The sequence below is a fragment of the Sphingopyxis sp. OPL5 genome, from assembly GCF_003797775.2.
Taxonomy (GTDB): domain Bacteria; phylum Pseudomonadota; class Alphaproteobacteria; order Sphingomonadales; family Sphingomonadaceae; genus Sphingopyxis.
On the sequence record NZ_CP060725.1, the window covers coordinates 1938331 to 1954583 of the forward strand.

Here is a 16253-nt window from a genome sequence, read left to right on the forward strand (position 1 = left end):
GCGATGACATCGGGCGCCGCGCATAGCTCGATCAGCCAGGCGATCCGCGACCCCGAATTGATGGAGGCCGCGCTCGCGCTGTTCGAGGGGCGGCTGCACGATGCCGAACCGGTGCTCAAGGCGCATCTGAAGCGCGATCCGTTCGACGTCGCGGCGATCCGCATGCTCGCCGAGCTGGCGGCGCGGATCGAACGCTATCGCGATGCCGAGGCGCTGCTGCGCCGCGCGCTCGACCTCGCGCCCGAATTTCTCGCCGCGCGCTCGAACCTCGCCACCGTCCTCCATCGCCAGGGCCGTTCGGGCGAGGCGGTCGAAGAGCTGGACAAGCTGCAACGGGTCGATCCCGACAATCTGACCAACGCCAACCTGAAGGCGGCGGCGCTGGGCCGCGTCGGCGAGTTCGACGAGGCGCTTGAGCTGTACGAACAGGTGCTCAAGGGCTTCGGGAAGCAGCCGAAGATCTGGATGTCCTATGGGCATATGCTCAAGACGGTGGGGCGGCAGGCCGATGCGATTACCGCCTATCGCAAGGCGCTCGCCCTGTCGCCGACGCTCGGCGAGGTGTGGTGGAGCCTCGCCAATCTCAAGACGCTGAAGTTCGACGAGAACGACATCGCGGCGATGCGCGACGCGCTCGACACCGACGCCATCGCCGCCGAGGACCGCTTCCATCTCCATTTCGCGCTGGGCAAGGCGCAAGAGGACCGGGGACAGGCGGCCGATGCCTTCGATCATTACGCGACTGGCAACGCCCTGCGCAAAAGGCTGCTGCCCTATGACGCCGACCAGACGCGCGCCGCGGTCGATCATGCCGTGTCGCTATATACCCCCGAATTTTTCGAAACGCAGCACGGCCATGGCGCCGCCGCGCCAGACCCGATCTTCATCGTCGGCATGCCGCGCGCGGGATCGACGCTGATCGAGCAGATATTGTCGAGCCATTCGATGGTCGAGGGCACGATGGAATTGCCCGACCTCCCCAAGCTTTACGCCAAGGCGCGCGGTATGGGCGGCATCGCCAAGCTGTCGGCGGCCGACGCACGCGAACTGGGCGAGCAATATCTGCACGACACGCTGGTCCAGCGAAAGAGCGACAAGCCCTTCTATGTCGACAAGCTGCCGAACAACTGGCTGCATACCGGCTTCATCCGGCTGATCCTGCCCAACGCGAAAATCATCGACGCACGGCGCCACCCGATGGATTGCTGTTTCTCCAATTATAAACAGCATTTTGCCCGCGGGCAGGCATTCAGTTACGACCTCGCCGACATGGGGCGCTATTATGCCGACTATGTCGAGTTGATGGACCATTTCGACCGGGTCATGCCGGGGCGGGTCCACCGCGTGTTCCACGAACGACTGATCGACGACCTCGAGGGCGAAGTGCGCGCGTTGCTGGACTATCTCGGCGTGCCGTTCGAACCGGCGTGCCTCGACTTCCACACCAACGAGCGCGCGGTGCGGACCGCGAGTTCGGAACAGGTGCGACGGCCGATCAATCGCGACGGCGTCGGCCAGTGGCGCGCCATGGAAGAATGGCTGGAACCGCTCGTCGAGGCGCTGGGCCCGGCGCTGACGCAATATCCCGCCACCGCCTGACACGATTGTTGCAATTTTGTCATAGTGCCGACGAAACGGTGGTCGGCACTCCCCGTTTGGCGGCGGCGTGATTGACGACGCCGTGAAACTGTTCAAGCTTCCCTTTCCGCCGCAGCAACGGCGATCGCACATATTAGGGGGGTCTTTTATGCGGGTCCAATTTTCGCGCCGCGCGCTGCTTCTGGCTTCGCTGTCGGGCGCGGTGCTTTCCTCGACGCCTGCGCTGGCGCAGGAAGCCGACACCAAGGGCTATGACGACGAAATCATTGTCACCGCGCAGAAGCGCGAAGAAAATCTCCAGAATGTCCCGATCAGCATCCAGGCACTGGGCACCCGCAAGCTCGACCAGCTGAACGTTGGCAATTTCGAGGATTTCTCGAAACTGCTGCCAAGCGTGTCCTTCCAGTCGAGCCAGCCCGGCGTGACGACCGTCTATATGCGCGGCGTCGCCAGCGGCGGCGACGGCAACCATTCGGGTTCACTGCCCAGCGTCGGCGTCTATCTCGACGAACAGCCGGTGACGACGATCGGCGGCACGCTCGACGTCCATGTCTATGACATCGCGCGCATCGAATCGCTCGCGGGTCCGCAGGGCACATTGTACGGCGCCTCGTCGCAGGCCGGGACGATCCGCATCATCACCAACAAACCCGACACCAGCGGCTTCGAAGGCCGCGTCGACGGCGAGCTCAACAGCGTCAAGAGCGGCGGCATGGGCGGCAAGATCGAGGGCATGATCAACGCCCCGATCAGCGAGATGGCGGCGGTGCGCCTGGTCGGCTGGTATCAGCGCGACGCGGGCTATATCGACAATGTGCCCGGCACGCGGACCTTCTGCGGCACGCCCACCCGCGACGGGAACGGCGATATCGATGGCTGTATCCGCGATGGCATCTCGGTCAACAACGCCGGGTTCGTGAAGAAGAATTTCAACGATGCCGAAATCTATGGCGGTCGCGCCGCGCTGAAGGTCGACCTCGACGACAACTGGACGGTGACACCGACCCTGCTGTACCAGAAGCAGACGAGCAGCGGCACCTTTGCACAGGACCCGCGTGTCGGCGACCTGCAGGTCCAGCGCTTTTACCCCGACGAACGTAGCGACAAATTCATCCAGGCGGCGCTGACAATCGAGGGCAAGCTGGGCAATTTCGACATCACCTATGCCGGGGCCTATCTCGACCGCAAAGCGTATCAGATTAACGACTACACCGACTATGCCGAGGCCTATGACGCACTCTACGAACCGGTCGGCGGTCTTGCCAATTATTTCTATTTTTCGGACAATGCCGGCAACACCATCGACCCGCGCCAGTTCATCATCGGGACCGACCATTTCCGCAAGATGAGCCAGGAACTGCGCGTCTCGTCGCCGCAGGACGAACGCTTCCGCGTTGTCGCCGGGCTGTTCTACCAGCGCCAGAGCAACCAGATCCACCAAGACTATAAGGTTCCCGGCCTTGCCGACGCCTTGTCGGTCAACGGCCTGCCCGGCACGCTATGGCTGACCGAGCAGAAGCGCGTCGACAAGGATTATGCGGCGTTCGGCGAAGCGAGCTTCGATATCACCCCAACGCTGACACTGACCGGCGGCGGCCGCTATTATAAATATGATAACAGCCTGATCGGCTTCTTCGGATTTGGCCGCAACCCGAACGGCCCTCCGTTCAACGGCGCGGGCAGTTCACGCACCGGTGTCGCGGGCTGTTACACGACGACGGGCGCGATCCTGCGCGACAATCCGGGCGGCACCTTATTGCCCGCCGCGGTACCGGGTGGTCCCTGCACCAACCTCGCCGATTTCGTCGGCGGCGAATTGGTACCGAAACGTACCAAGGACACGGGGTTCACGCACCGCGTGAACCTGACCTGGAAGCCCAGCGAGGATGTGATGACCTATGCGACCTGGTCGCGCGGTTTCCGTCCCGGCGGCATCAACCGGCGCGGCACGATTCCACCCTATGCCGCCGACTTCCTCACCAATTATGAGCTGGGGATCAAGACGACATTGGCGGACGGCATGGTCCGGCTCAACGCGGCGGTGTATATGCAGGACTGGAAGCGTTTCCAGTTCTCATTCCTGGGAGAGAACAGCTTTACCGAGATTCACAATGGTCCGAACGCGCGGATCAAGGGGATCGAGGCCGATATCAACATCCGGCCGACTCAGGGCCTCACCATCACGGCGGCGGCATCCTATACCGACGCCAAGACGCGCAACAATCTGTGCACATTCGACGACCCGACCTATGTCTGTGCCACCGACGATCCGACCGATCCGGACAAGTTCATCGCCGCGAAGAAAGGCACGCGCCTGCCCGTGACGCCGAAGTTCAACGGCAATGCGACGGTGCGGTACCAGTTCCCGGTCGGACCCGGCGAGATGCATTTCCAGTCGGTGATCGCGCATCGCGGATCCGCGACCCCCGACATCCGCGTCGACACCGCGACCGCGCTGGGCCGGGTCAAGGGGTCGACGACGGTCGATTTCGCCGCCGGCTTCGAATGGAGTTCGTACAGTTTCGAACTGTTCCTGCAGAATGCGTTCGACGAGCGCGCGCAGCTGGCGCGTTATTCGAACTGCGGCCAGTGCGACGGCCGTGTGCAGATTCTGGTGAACCAGCCCCGGACGATCGGGGCGCGGCTGGGCGCCAAGTTCTGATCGGGTGACGGTCACGCAAACCAACGACGAAAGGCCGGGCCAAAAGCTCGGCCTTTTGATGTGCGTCGCGCTCGGCATGGGAAACATGATCGGGTCGGGCGTCTTCCTGCTGCCGCGCGACCTCGCCCCGCTCGGCTGGAACGCGGTCATCGGCTGGGGCGTGTCGATCGCCGGGACCCTGTGCCTTGCGGTCGCTTTCGCGCGGCTGGCGAAGCGGCTCCCGACGGGCTGCGCGACCTACACCTATGCCGCCGCGGCCTTCGGCCCCGGGACCGGCTTCATCGTGGCCTGGAGTTACTGGATCAGTTGCTGGACCGTCGTCGCGACGCTCGCGGTGGCGGCGATCAGCAATTTGTCGATCCTTGTGCCGGCGCTCGCGGATGGCGGCGCGAGTACCGCGCTGATCGCGATCGGCTTCATCTGGTTCTTCACCCTCGTTAATTTGATGGGCGTGCGCCGTGCCGGCGGGGCGCAATTGCTCACTCTCGGCCTCAAGTTGATCCCTGTCGTCGGCGCGGTGCTGGTGGCGCTGTGGCTATGGGGCAATGGCACCGCCCCGACCCCGACGATGGTCGGCACCCAGCCGGTGAGCCTCGACAATATCGGTACCGCCGCGACGCTGACCCTGTTCGCGCTGCTCGGCTTCGAAAGCGCCTGCGTCGTCGGCGACCGGGTACGCGAGCCCGAACGCACGATCCCGCGCGCGACGATTATCGCAGCCGCGACGACCGGGCTGCTCTATCTCCTGTCCTGCACGGCGGTCACCCTGCTGCTGCCGCTCGAAACGCTCGAGGCGTCGAACGCCGCCTATGCGACCTTTTTCGGCACGCTCGTCAGCCCTTCGGCAGGGCAGGCCGTCGCGCTGTTCGCCGCGATCGCGGCGCTCGGCGCGCTCAACGGCTTCGTCCTCTTGCAGGGCGAAATCCCGCGCGACCTGGCGCATCGCCGCCTGCTGCCGCCGATCTTTGCGCGCGATAACCGCTTTGCCGTGCCCTGGTTCACCCAGATCGTGTCGAGCGCGCTCGCCAGTTTCGTCGTCTATGCAAACTATGCCCGCGGGCTGGCCGAATTGTTCAAATTCATGGTGCTGGTGACGACCTCGACCGCGATCATCTTCTACATCGTCGGGGCGCTCGCTGCGCTGAAGCTCGAGCGCAGCGGCGCAATCAAGGCCTCGCCGGGGTTCGTCGCCCTGACGCTGCTCGGTTTTCTCTACAGCTGCTGGGCCTTTTATGGCGCCGGCTGGGAAGCCAGCCTGTGGAGCCTCGGGCTGACCGCCGCCGGGCTGCCGATATATCTCGCGATGCGTCGCGCCCGGCCCGCTGCCGCCTGAAACTTGCCTGCAAGCGGGAAATCGCTTATCGGCGAAATCCCGTTGGCCCAGATTCGGGCTTTTTTGGAGACGTGACGTGTCGGACCGCCGAACAAACCAGGGTTTGAAACCCTGCGGCGTCCGCCCGCTGTCGTAGCGCGTTTTTCCTGACGCGGTGCGCCCGGGCGCTGCCGCAATTTCAACCCGCCAACATCAACTCAGCCGTCGGGCGCCGTGCGGCCGCAGGCCGCAGGCCGCAGGCCGCAGGCAGGTATTTATGACGATGCAGCGCTGGTCGAGAGGCTGCGGCGCGAGCGCACCGCGCGCCCCGCGATGCCGCAGCCGATGGGGTTCGGATCAGACGCGCCACTTCGGCGCGAAGAAACCCCGGTCGCGTAGCACCACTTCGGCGGCATTATGCCCCGGCGCGCCGGTGACGCCGCCGCCGGGGTGGGCGCCCGCGCCGCACATGTAGAGATTCCTGACCGGGCCGCGATAGCCGCCGTTGCCGAGCACCGGGCGCGCGGCCCACAGCTGGTCGAGCGTCATATTGCCGTGCATGATATCGCCGCCGATGAGGCCGAACTTGCGTTCGAGGCCTTTCGGCGACAGGCGCGTCTGGCCGACGATGCTGGCGCGGAAGCCCGGCGCATGTGCCTCGACGGTATCGATGATCGCGTCGGCGGCAGCGCCTTCCTCATCGTCCCAGTCGCGACCATCGGGCAGCTCGGGCGCGAACTGCTGACAAAAGAGGCTGGCGACATGCTGACCGGGAGGCGCGAGACTGTCGTCGACGGTCGAGGGAATCAGCATTTCGACGATCGGCTTCTTCGACCAGCCGAACTGTTTCGCGTCGAGGAAGGCGCGGTCCATATAGTCGAGTGTCGGCGCGAGGATGATCCCCGACTGGTGATGTTCGCCGGGTTCGGGCAGGCAGGTGAACTTGGGGAGTTCCGACAGCGCGACATTCATGCGGAAGGTGCCGCTGCCCGCCTTGAAACCGCGGATACGGCGCTGAAAATCGCCCGGCAGGTCGGACGCGTCCATCAGCCGTTCGTAGAGCAGTTTCGGCCCGACATTGGCGATGACGCGCGCCGCAGCGATCTCCTCGCCGCCGACGAGGCGCACGCCCGCGGCTTTGTCGCCGTCGACAAGCACTTTCTCGACCGGGCTTTCGAGGCTGATCTCGACGCCGAGGTCGCGGCAGACCTTGGCCATGATCTCGGTGATCTTGCCCATGCCGCCGACGCTGTGACCCCAGGCGCCCTTCTTGCCATTCACTTCTCCGAAGACATGGTGGAGGAGGACATAGGCGCTGCCCGGCGTGTCGGGGCTGGCATAATTGCCGACCACCGCGTCGAAGCCAAAGGCGGCCAAGACCGCCTCGCTCTCGAACCAGCTGTCGAGCATCGTGCGCGCCGACTTGGTGAAGAGGTCGAGCACGTCGCGCTGCTGTTCGAGGCTGAGCCCCGCGAAACGCCGCCCCTGCCGCGCGCCGTCGATCAGCGTGCGGAAGCCTTCGCCCACGTTAGGAGGGACGCGAAGCGCGAGGTCGCGGAGCAGTTCGGCGACATTTTCGAGCGCATCATAATATTGGGGCAGAACCTCGGCGTCGTGGTTCGAGAATTTGCGGAATTCGGCCTGGGTGCGTTCGAGCCCGCCACCGAGCTTCAGATAGCCGCCATCCTCCTGCGGCAGGAAATTGCTGATCGGGCGCTCGATGACGCGATAGCCATGATCGGCGAGCTTCATGTCGGCGATCACCTTGGGCTGGAGCAGGCTGACCGTGTAGCTCGCGACCGAATTGCGGAAGCCCGGCGCGAACTCCTCGGTCACTGCGGCGCCGCCGACGACGTCGCGCGCCTCGACGATACGCACCTTGAGCCCCGCCTTGGCGAGATAGAAGGCGCAGACGAGGCCGTTGTGGCCGGCGCCGATAATCAGGGCGTCATAGGCTTTGGTCATGGGAAGTCTTTCGCAAGCGGGGATTGGACATGCTGGCGGCCGAAGCCGAGGCCGAGGATGCGGCCCGGAATCCGGCGCAGCAGCGGAATGCGGTTAAGCAGGCGCACCACGAAGGGCACGCTGGTAATTTCGCCGCGCAGCATCGGTTCGATGACGCGCTGGTGTGCGAAACGCTGGACCGCCTGCATGCGCGTGGTAGGTGTCCAGCGGCGGTCCTGCACGCGCGCAAGCAGCGGATCGGGATCGGCGCCGGCGGCGAGCGGGGCGGCGAGAATATTGGCCGCTGCGACGGCGTCCTGCACCGCAAGGTTGATGCCGACCCCGCCGACGGGCGACATCGCATGCGCCGCGTCGCCGATCGCGAGCAGCCCCGGGCGCGACCAGCGGGTCAGCCGGTCGAGCGCGACCGAGAGCAATTTCACATCGTCGAAGCTCTGGATCGCGTCGATCCCGGCGGCGAGGCCGGGGGCGATGGCAACGATTTCGTTACGGAAGGCCGCGATGCCGCGCGCCTCGAACGGCGTGAAGCCGCCCTTTTCGATGACCCGCGCGCATTGCCAATAATCGCCGCGCGGGATCGCGACGACCATGCCGCGCGTGTCGATCGAGCCGAGCGCGACCTCGGACATATCCATGCCCGCGGGCACGGGCACGCGGAACCACAGCACGTCTATCGGCGCGCCGAGATCCTCCAGCGGCAGTTCGGCCGCATCGCGCAGTACCGAACGGCGTCCGTCGGCGGCGATGACGAGCCGCGCGGGCAGCGTCTCGCCGCTCGCGAGCGTCACGCCGCTGACGCGGTTCGCGGCATCGTAAGAGAGTCCGCTCGCCTCGGTCGACATGCGCAGGTCGAAGGTCAGATATTTGCGCCCGTGTCTCGCGATGAAATCGAGCAGGTCCCATTGTGGCATCATCGCGACGAAGCGCGCCGCGACGGGCAAATGCTTCATCGTCGCGATCGTATAGCGCTGCCCAAGCAGGTTGAGCGTCATCGTGTCGATCGCGGCGTGGGGTTCTTTCAGCAGTTCCTCAAGCAGCCCGATCTCGTGGAACAGTTCGAGCGTCGAGGGATGCACGGTGTCCCCGCGGAAATCGCGGAGGAAATCGGCGTGCTTTTCAAGGATCGTGACGGGCACCCCGGCGCGCGCGAGGAGCAGCCCCGCGACCATGCCGGCGGGGCCGCCGCCGACGATCACCACGGGCGCGTCGACGCTCAACGGCGGCTCCAGCCTGCAGCGGGCGGCTGTTCGAGTCGCGCCTCGGGGATGATATCGCGCATCCGCGCGCAGAAATGCTTGAGGCAGACTTCCTTGTCGCTGAGCGGACCCATGGTGAAGCTCCTCGACTGCATGCCCATCTGCACCCGCGTGATCAGCTCGGTATCCTCGGCATTGACCTGGCGATTGATGCGCCAGTTGAGGTAACGCGCGGCCTTCATTTCGCGGCGGTCGTCAGGCAGAACGTAGCTGATTTCGCGGATCAGGCAGGTCGTCGGGCCGGTCGGCAGCCATTGCATGAAATCGACCTGGTCGGGATAGATGTCGAACGCGACATTGGGCCAGAGCTTGAAATAGAGCCAATGGCGCTGATTCGCCTCCGGCAGGTGCGGGACCGGGGGCAGCAGGCGCTGGTACATGCGCTCGGACCAGTTCACCGACGGCCGGTCGATCAGGTCGCCCCACATGCGGTCGACCTTGTCCTCGGCCTCGACGCCATAGCTTTTGCCGAACAGGCGGGTGAGGCCGGGGTGCGCTACGGGGATGTGGAGGCCATCCGAATAATTGTCGCCGACATTCTTCCAGTTCACCTCGCGCGGGCGGAGCGTGACGCGGCCGAGCGCGCCGAGGTCCTCGAAGCGATAGGGGTCTACCATCGCCTCATAGGGCGCCATCATGCTCGCGACCGACGGGCCGCCGTCGTCCTCGAGCCGCACGAACCAGAAGCCGCGCCATTGTTCGAGGCCGATGGGGACGAGGCCCGCCTTGCTCTTGTCGAGCGTCGGATAGCTTGCCGAATCGGGGACACCGGTCAGCCGGCCGTCGAGGTCGTAGGTCCAGGCGTGATAGGGGCAGACGAGTTTCTTCGCGCAGCCGGTGGCGCCATCGACGAGACGCGAGCCGCGGTGGCGGCAGACGTTGGTGAAGGCGCGCACGACCCGGTCGGCGCCGCGCACGAGGATGACGCTTTCGCCGCAATAGTCGATGCTGTGCCAGTCGCCCACATGGGGAATGTCGCTGTCGTGGCAGACGACTTGCCAGCTGGGGCGGAAGATGCGCTCCATTTCGGCCGCGTGGAAGTCGGGATCGCTGTAGGTCCAGGCGGGGAGCGACCAGCCGTCGAGGGGATCGATGTTGGTGAAAGTGTCGCGCAGCGTTGCCATGAGTCGATCCTTGTTGTACGATCGTATAACAAGATGACCGCCGCTCGCCAAGCCTTTACGCGCGAAAGCGCCGATGCCCGCCGGACGGGCCTGGTCGAGGCGACGGCGGCGGTGCTGGCCGAGCAGGGGCTGGCGGGAACGAACGTCCGCGCGATCTGCGCGAAGGCGGGGGTGTCGCCCGGGCTTTTGCGCCATTATTTCGCGGGAATCGACGATCTGATCGCCGCCACCTACCGCGCGACGAGCGACCGGATGGACGCGATTTTCGCCGCTGCGACCGAGGGCGCGGGACTCGATCCGCGCGCACGATTGAACGCCTATCTGACCGCGAGCTTCCGCCCGCCGGTGACCGATCCCGAACTGCTCGGCGCGTGGACGGCGTTCTGGGCGCTGGCCCGAAGCGACGCACGGATGGTGCAGATCCACGCGGAAAGTTACGCCGGCTATCGCGCACGGCTGGGCGACTTGCTCATCGCGTGCGGCGTGACGCCGGCCGAGGCCGCAAAACTGGCGGTTTTGCTGACCGCGATGGTCGACGGGCTATGGCTCGAACTGTCGCTCGACGCCGAAAGCTTCGGCGCCGAGGCGGCAGTGGCGATGGTCGAGCGCGCGGTCGCGGCGCTCGTCTGACTCTTATTTCGACAGGTCGCGCAGCAGGCTGTCCCAATGCGCGAGCGCGGGGGCGATCGCGTCGACGGGGACGCGTTCGTTGAGGCCGTGGGCGTAGCTGTCGCTGGCTTTCGAGAAGAGGCCCGCGACGCCGTAGCTCGGCACGCCCTGAATGCGGAAATGATAGGAGTCGGTCGCCCCCGCGCTCATCGAGGGGATGATCGGCAGGCCCGGCGCGCGCGCATGCACCGCTTTGGTCACCGCCGCCACGACGTCGGGGCGCAGCGGCGAGGCGTCGCTGGCGCTGGCGTCGGGATCGGTGTTCACCTTGACCCCGGGGTCGGCGATCACCTTTTCCAGCTCGGCGCGCACCGTCTCGACCGGCACGCCGGGGAAGATGCGGCAGTTGATGTTCGCGGTGGCGCGCTGCGGCAGCGCATTTTCCGCATGGCCGCCCTTGACCAACGTCGGTACGCAGGTGGTGCCGATCTGGCCGACATATTCGGGGTCGGCGCGGATCGCGGCGATGGCATTCGCGTCGGCGGGATTGGCCGCAAAGGCCTTCAGCGCCGCGCCAATGTCGCCGCCGACCTGATCGGCGACGATCGGCATTCCGACCTTGGTCAGCTCATTCTGCTGCGGCGTGAAACGGTAGGCACCGACCTTCGCCAGCGCGTTCGAGAGCTGGACGATGGCGTTGGTGGCCGAGGGGCGCGAGCTGTGACCGCCGGGGTTGGTGACCTCCAGCACGAAATCGGCATAGGTTTTTTCGCCCGCCTGCAGCCCGTAATATTTGGGCTTGCCGTCCTCACCGATCAGCCCGCCGCCGCCGTCGCCGTTGAGCGCGAATTCGGCGCCCTTGTACTTGGCGGCGAGCGCGCGGGTGGTGAGCATCGAGGTTTCCTCGTCGCCCGAGAGCAGCAGGATGATCGAGCGCTTGGGCTTGAAGCCGTCCTTCTTGAGCTGCGCCATCGTCGCGACCATCATCGAGACGTCGAACTTATTGTCCTCCGACCCGCGGCCGAAGATATAGCCCTGCTCCTCGACGGGCACGAAGGGATCGCGGGTCCAGTCCTTCGCGTCGGCCTCGACCACGTCCATATGGCCGAGCAGCACGATCGGCTTGCCCTTGCCCGTGCCCTGGAGCGTCGCGGCGAAGGTCGTGGTTTCGCCGATCGGCGTGATTTCGATATCGGCGTCGGTATAACCCGCGGCCTTGAGGACGCCGGCGTAATAGGCGGCGAGTTCGGGCACCTTGCCGCGGCCCTCGACGGTCGGGATCGCGATGCTGTCGATCAGGATTTTCTTCGCCGTGTCGGTGTCGGCGGGTTTGGCGTGGGCGGGCGCGGCGGCGATCAGGGCGGCGGCGAGGGCGAGCGGGGCGGTGTAGTTGCGCATGGCAACGGGTTATGGCGCGGTCGAGCGGGTTCGCAAGCGATATGGTGACGGAAAGCAATCCGTCATCCCGGGCTTGACCCGGGCCCCGCCTTTTTTGCCTTCAAGACAAGGCAGGCCCCGGGCCAAGCCCGGGGTGACGATAGGAAATCAAGCCGCGATCTTCTTCGCTTTCGGCGCCGGGGTCTTCGGCTTGAACCGGCACAAATCGTCGACCGGGCAGCGCCAGCATTCGGGGGTGCGCGCCTTGCAGATGTAGCGGCCGTGGAGGATCAGCCAATGGTGGGCGCCGACGCGGAAGGGTCCGGGCGTGTCCTTGTCGAGCTTCTTTTCGACGCCAAGCACGGTCTTGCCCGGCGCGAGGCCGGTGCGGTTGCCGACACGGAAGATGTGGGTGTCGACCGCGAAGGTCTCAGCCCCGAAGGCGCAGTTCATCACGACATTGGCGGTCTTGCGCCCGACGCCCGGGAGTTCGACGAGCGTGTCGCGGTCGGCGGGCACCTCGCCGCCGAAGTCGCGGACGAGGATTTCGCTGAGTGCGATGACATTCTTCGCCTTGGCGTTGAACAGCCCGATCGTCTTGATGTGCTGCTTGAGCCCCTCTTCGCCGAGATCGACCATCTGCCGCGGGGTCTTCACCTCCTGAAACAGCAGGCGCGTCGCCTTGTTCACCCCGACGTCGGTCGCCTGCGCCGACAGCACCACCGCGACGAGCAACTGATAGGTGTTGCCGAACTGAAGCTCGGTCTCGGGACTGGGGTTCAGTTCGGCGAGGCGGCGGTAGAATTCGAAGATATCGGCCTTTTTCATTCGGCCTTCGGCGGATGAGCCGCCTTCCACTCCATCGCGGCGCGGACGCGGCGTTCGACCGAGGGGTGCGAATAGAAGAGGAACTCCTCGACCGCGTTCGGGCGCGGGTTGCGATATTCGGCGGTCTTGACCAACGCGCTGGCCATCGCGTCGGGCAGGTTGACCGTCTGCACCGAATAAAGGTCGGCCTCAGTCTCGCCCTTGCGAACCACCCAATTCTGCACCGGCTGCGCGAGCAGGCCGAAGAGCGAGACGATGAACATGAGCACCGGGAAACCGCGCGCGTCGCCGATGGTCGCATCGCTGCCGAAGAGGCGCGCGAAGCGAGGGAAGAGGCGGTCGGCGAGGAAAAAGAGCAGGATCGCGAGCAGCGAAAAGACGGCGATCATCCACCAGATCTGGCCGAGAACATAATGGCCGATTTCGTGCCCCGTCACCGCCCGAACCTCGTCGAGCGAGGCGCCTTTCAGCGCGACGTCCGAAATCGCGATGCGCGCCGAATGGCCGAGGCCCGAGACATTGGCGGTGAAATTGTTCGACTGGCGCGAGCCGTCGAAAACGAAGATGCGGTCGGGTTCAATGCCCGCTTCCTTTGCCTGCACTTCGAGCGCGTCGCGGACTGCGCCGGCAGTAAGCGGCTTGTAATCGTTGAACAGGGGTTCGACGACGATCGGCGAGACGAGCAGGATGGCGAGGATCGCGGTCGCGGCGAGGCCGCCCGACCAGATCCACCAGCGCTTTCCGGCGCGGCGGATCAGCGCATAGATGCCGAGGAAGAAGAGCGCGCCGAACAGCGTACCGATGACGAGCGAGATCGCCGACTGCGCAAGATAGTCGCCGAGCGGCTGGCTGGTGCGGCCATAGGCGCTTTCGCGGAAAAAATTGGTGTAAAGGTCCCACGGCAGGGTGAGCAGCGCCGAGAGCAGCAGGAAGGCGGCGCATATCAGGAAAGTGCGGACGGCCCAGCCGCGCCGTTCGAGTTTCGCCGAAACGCGGTCGAGGATGCGGAACCGCACGAAGAGGAAGGTGACGACAGCGGCGACGACGAGGTTCCACAGGAGCAGCCATTCGCTGCCGACGGTATAGGCCGCGGCCTTGGCGAGCGCGGCGGGGCCGAGGCCGTCGATATAGGCGGCGGTAGCGATAGCGGGATCGAAGCTCATGGCGTCACTCCAGGATCGAAAGGTCAGCGCAGCCAGCGGCTGAGCACGGGAAAGGCGGGCAGTCCTTCGGCGAGCGCGGTGCGCAGGTCGGCGGTCATGCCGTACAGGCCGAGCATCGGCGCGCCGATATAGCGGCCGGTGGCGTAGCTGGTGATCAGCGCCGCGCTGTCGCCGCGATAGCCGCCGTCGTGGAACAGCTGGCGCAGCGGCAGCTCGCACGGCAGGGACGCGGCATAGGACCAGGCGATCGCGACCATCTCGTCGGTCGGATCGGCGACGAGCGGGCCGAGCGTCGCGCGGTCTTCGGGCGCAACGGCGGCGATATGCCCCGCCTCGTGGAGCAGGTCGCCCGGCCAGACGGGGGTGTCGGGGTCGATCAGCAAACGGCCCTCGACGATCGCGAGGCCTTCGAGCAATTGTTCCTTCTGGTCGCCGATCCAGTCGACCTCGATCCCCACCTCTTCGAGGAAGGGCAGGATGCGCGCCGCCGCCGCCTCGCCGCCGCCTTCCTCGCGCCATGTGCAGGCCGATGCGGTTACCTTGTCCATGTCGGTCATCCTAATGGCAGTCCCAGGAGAAAGCGACGCGCGAGAAATCACGCGCGGCAAGATCGGCGTGGCGGATCAGGAACACCGCCTCGCCGACGTCGCCCCAGCCGATATGCGCGTCCGAAGTGAGGCGGAGCAGCGTGCGGTCATAATCGTCATAATGGCCGGCCTCGCGAAAATCGGACTGAGTGAAGGAAGGGTAGCCGCCGACGTGGTGGACGATCGGTTCGCGGCGATCGGGGCCGAAATACCAGTCCTCGACCGTCTTGATATTGGGACGGTTCCACAGTCCGTCGAGCAGGCCGCGCGCGCTGTAGTCCCCGATCGGCGGTTCGTGCCGCGCCGCCGATGCGACGAGCATGACACCGCGCGCTCGGGTCCGATCATGGAGAGGACCCATCGGCTCGGGCGGGGGCGGTGCATCGACGAGCCGGCCCGCGGGCAGGCCCGCTGGATGCCAGACCAGCCGGATCGCCGAATTGGCGGGCTCGTCGAAATCGGCGCCCATGATGTCCTCACAGGGGAGGAAGAATTGCAGCACGCCGCGGCTCGGAAAACCGTCGAGCGGCGGTAGGTCGACGAAGTCGATCTGTGCGACGAAATCCATCGGCCGGGCTTCGGCGTCGAGCGGCCAGTCGGCTCCGTCGGCGACCCATGCGGGGCCGCCAAGGCGGCAACCGTCGGGGCGGATGGGCTGGTCGGGATCGGGCTTGAGTTCGGCGGCCGGCAGCGCGTGCGCGGGGAACCACGCCCTGATCGCGGCGATCTCCGCATCGGTGATCGGCGGTCCCGGCGGATTGCGCCGCTCGTCTTCGGCCTTCCATGCCCCGAGGTCCTTGCGCCAGGTCTTCAGGTTCGCGCGCTCGGCCAGCCAGCGGCGGGCCGGGCCGACAAGGACCAGGGCGACGACGATCGCGGCGCAGAGAAGGCCGAACAGTTCGGCGGTCACGAAAGCCCCAGCACCTGCGGCATCGTATAGCGTCCGGCCTTTTGGTGGATCAGCCAGAGCGCGGCGCGCACGGCGCCGCGCGCAAAGATCATGCGGTTTTCGGCGCGGTGCGACAGGGTGATCATTTCCTCGTTCCCCGCGAAGATGACGTCATGATCGCCCGCGACGGTGCCGCCGCGGACGCTGGCGAAACCGATCTTGCCATGGCCGCGCGCGCCGGTGAGGCCGTCGCGGCCGCGTTCGGAGCAGGTGGCGAGGTCGATGTTGCGCCCGTCAGCGGCGGCCTGGCCGAGCAGCAGCGCGGTGCCGCTGGGGGCGTCGACCTTCATCCTGTGGTGCATTTCGACGACCTCGATGTCCCAGTCGGGGCCGAGGCGCGCCGCGGCCTCCTGCACCAGATGCGCGAGCAGGGTGACGCCGAGCGAGGTGTTGCCGGTCTGGAGCACCGCAATGTCCTGTGCCGCGTCGTCGATCAGATAATGATGCCGCTCCTCGAGCCCGGTGGTGCCGATGACGATCGGGGTCTTTGCAGCAACGCAAGCGTCGAGCGTGGCTTCGAGCGCGGCGGGCGAGGAGAAATCGACGAGCACGTCGGCGTCCCCGGCAAGCTTCGCGATATCGCCGCCCTTGTCGATGCCGCAGTGCCGCGCCCCGGCCTCCGCCGCGGCGGCCGCGAGCACGAGGCCCATGCGGCCCTGGCTGCCGACGATGCCGATGCTGGTCATAATGCGTCCCCCGAAATACCGCCTCCCTTTAACCGCTGGTGTCGAGCGAAGTCGAGACACGTTGGCGCCGCGCCTTGCGTGTCTCGACTTCTACCGTTGGTGGAAGTTTATCCTGAGCGCCTGCTAAAGGCAGGCG

The 16253-nt window shown here is 65.9% G+C and carries 13 protein-coding genes; 4 read left to right on the forward strand and 9 right to left on the reverse strand.

The genetic code is table 11. From position 1 onward, the window contains the following. Positions 1-3 precede the first annotated feature (3 nt). The 3 genes from EEB18_RS09295 to EEB18_RS09305 all read left to right on the forward strand — a co-directional run bounded on the left by EEB18_RS09295 (position 4) and on the right by EEB18_RS09305 (position 5594). On the forward strand, positions 4-1599 hold the full coding sequence (locus tag EEB18_RS09295; RefSeq protein ID WP_262408179.1) for a tetratricopeptide repeat-containing sulfotransferase family protein: 1596 nt from the start codon (positions 4-6) through the stop codon (positions 1597-1599). A 148-nt stretch (positions 1600-1747) separates the two neighbouring features. Continuing rightward, a complete protein-coding gene (locus tag EEB18_RS09300; protein WP_187140045.1) occupies positions 1748-4261 on the forward strand; it encodes a TonB-dependent receptor in 2514 nt (837 codons plus the stop codon). Between the two features lie 58 nt (positions 4262-4319). Next, entirely contained in the window at positions 4320-5594 is a 1275-nt protein-coding gene (locus EEB18_RS09305; RefSeq protein ID WP_262408234.1) for an APC family permease, read from the forward strand. Positions 5595-5930: 336 nt separating this feature from the next. Here the strand turns inward: EEB18_RS09305 and EEB18_RS09310 are convergent, their stop codons facing one another. The 3 genes from EEB18_RS09310 to EEB18_RS09320 are packed head-to-tail and all read right to left on the reverse strand — an operon-like array spanning position 5931 to position 9918. Further along, a complete protein-coding gene (locus tag EEB18_RS09310; RefSeq protein ID WP_187140043.1) occupies positions 5931-7538 on the reverse strand; it encodes a phytoene desaturase family protein in 1608 nt (535 codons plus the stop codon). Further along, entirely contained in the window at positions 7535-8755 is a 1221-nt protein-coding gene (locus EEB18_RS09315) for an FAD-dependent oxidoreductase (protein ID WP_262408181.1), read from the reverse strand. The genes EEB18_RS09310 and EEB18_RS09315 overlap by 4 nt, the downstream gene beginning before the upstream one ends. Continuing rightward, positions 8752-9918, reverse strand: coding sequence for an aromatic ring-hydroxylating oxygenase subunit alpha (locus tag EEB18_RS09320; protein WP_187140042.1), 1167 nt, complete (start codon positions 9916-9918; stop codon positions 8752-8754). The genes EEB18_RS09315 and EEB18_RS09320 overlap by 4 nt, the downstream gene beginning before the upstream one ends. Positions 9919-9951: 33 nt before the next feature. Between EEB18_RS09320 and EEB18_RS09325 the strand changes: the two genes are divergently transcribed. Beyond that, complete coding sequence (locus EEB18_RS09325; protein WP_187140041.1) at positions 9952-10548, forward strand: TetR family transcriptional regulator C-terminal domain-containing protein; 597 nt, start codon at positions 9952-9954, stop codon at positions 10546-10548. Positions 10549-10551: 3 nt separating this feature from the next. On the opposite strand, the gene EEB18_RS09330 is transcribed toward EEB18_RS09325, so the two are convergent. From EEB18_RS09330 to dapB, 6 genes are all read right to left on the reverse strand, one after another. Further along, positions 10552-11925, reverse strand: coding sequence for a M20/M25/M40 family metallo-hydrolase (locus EEB18_RS09330; RefSeq protein ID WP_187140040.1), 1374 nt, complete (start codon positions 11923-11925; stop codon positions 10552-10554). 147 nt (positions 11926-12072) lie between these two features. After that, positions 12073-12732 (reverse strand): endonuclease III, encoded by a 660-nt coding sequence (gene nth, locus EEB18_RS09335; RefSeq protein WP_187140039.1) that lies wholly within the window; start codon positions 12730-12732, stop codon positions 12073-12075. After that, positions 12729-13895: a M48 family metalloprotease gene (locus EEB18_RS09340; RefSeq protein WP_187140038.1), complete on the reverse strand. Its 1167-nt coding sequence runs from the start codon at positions 13893-13895 to the stop codon at positions 12729-12731. Before EEB18_RS09340 ends, nth begins: the two co-directional genes overlap by 4 nt. Before the next feature lie 23 nt (positions 13896-13918). After that, positions 13919-14443, reverse strand: coding sequence for a hypothetical protein (locus EEB18_RS09345; protein ID WP_156377596.1), 525 nt, complete (start codon positions 14441-14443; stop codon positions 13919-13921). A gap of 10 nt (positions 14444-14453) precedes the next feature. After that, entirely contained in the window at positions 14454-15392 is a 939-nt protein-coding gene (locus EEB18_RS09350; RefSeq protein WP_187140037.1) for a YwqG family protein, read from the reverse strand. Then, a complete protein-coding gene (gene dapB / locus EEB18_RS09355) occupies positions 15389-16117 on the reverse strand; it encodes a 4-hydroxy-tetrahydrodipicolinate reductase (RefSeq protein WP_056344900.1) in 729 nt (242 codons plus the stop codon). The genes EEB18_RS09350 and dapB overlap by 4 nt, the downstream gene beginning before the upstream one ends. Between the last annotated feature and the right edge of the window lie 136 nt (positions 16118-16253).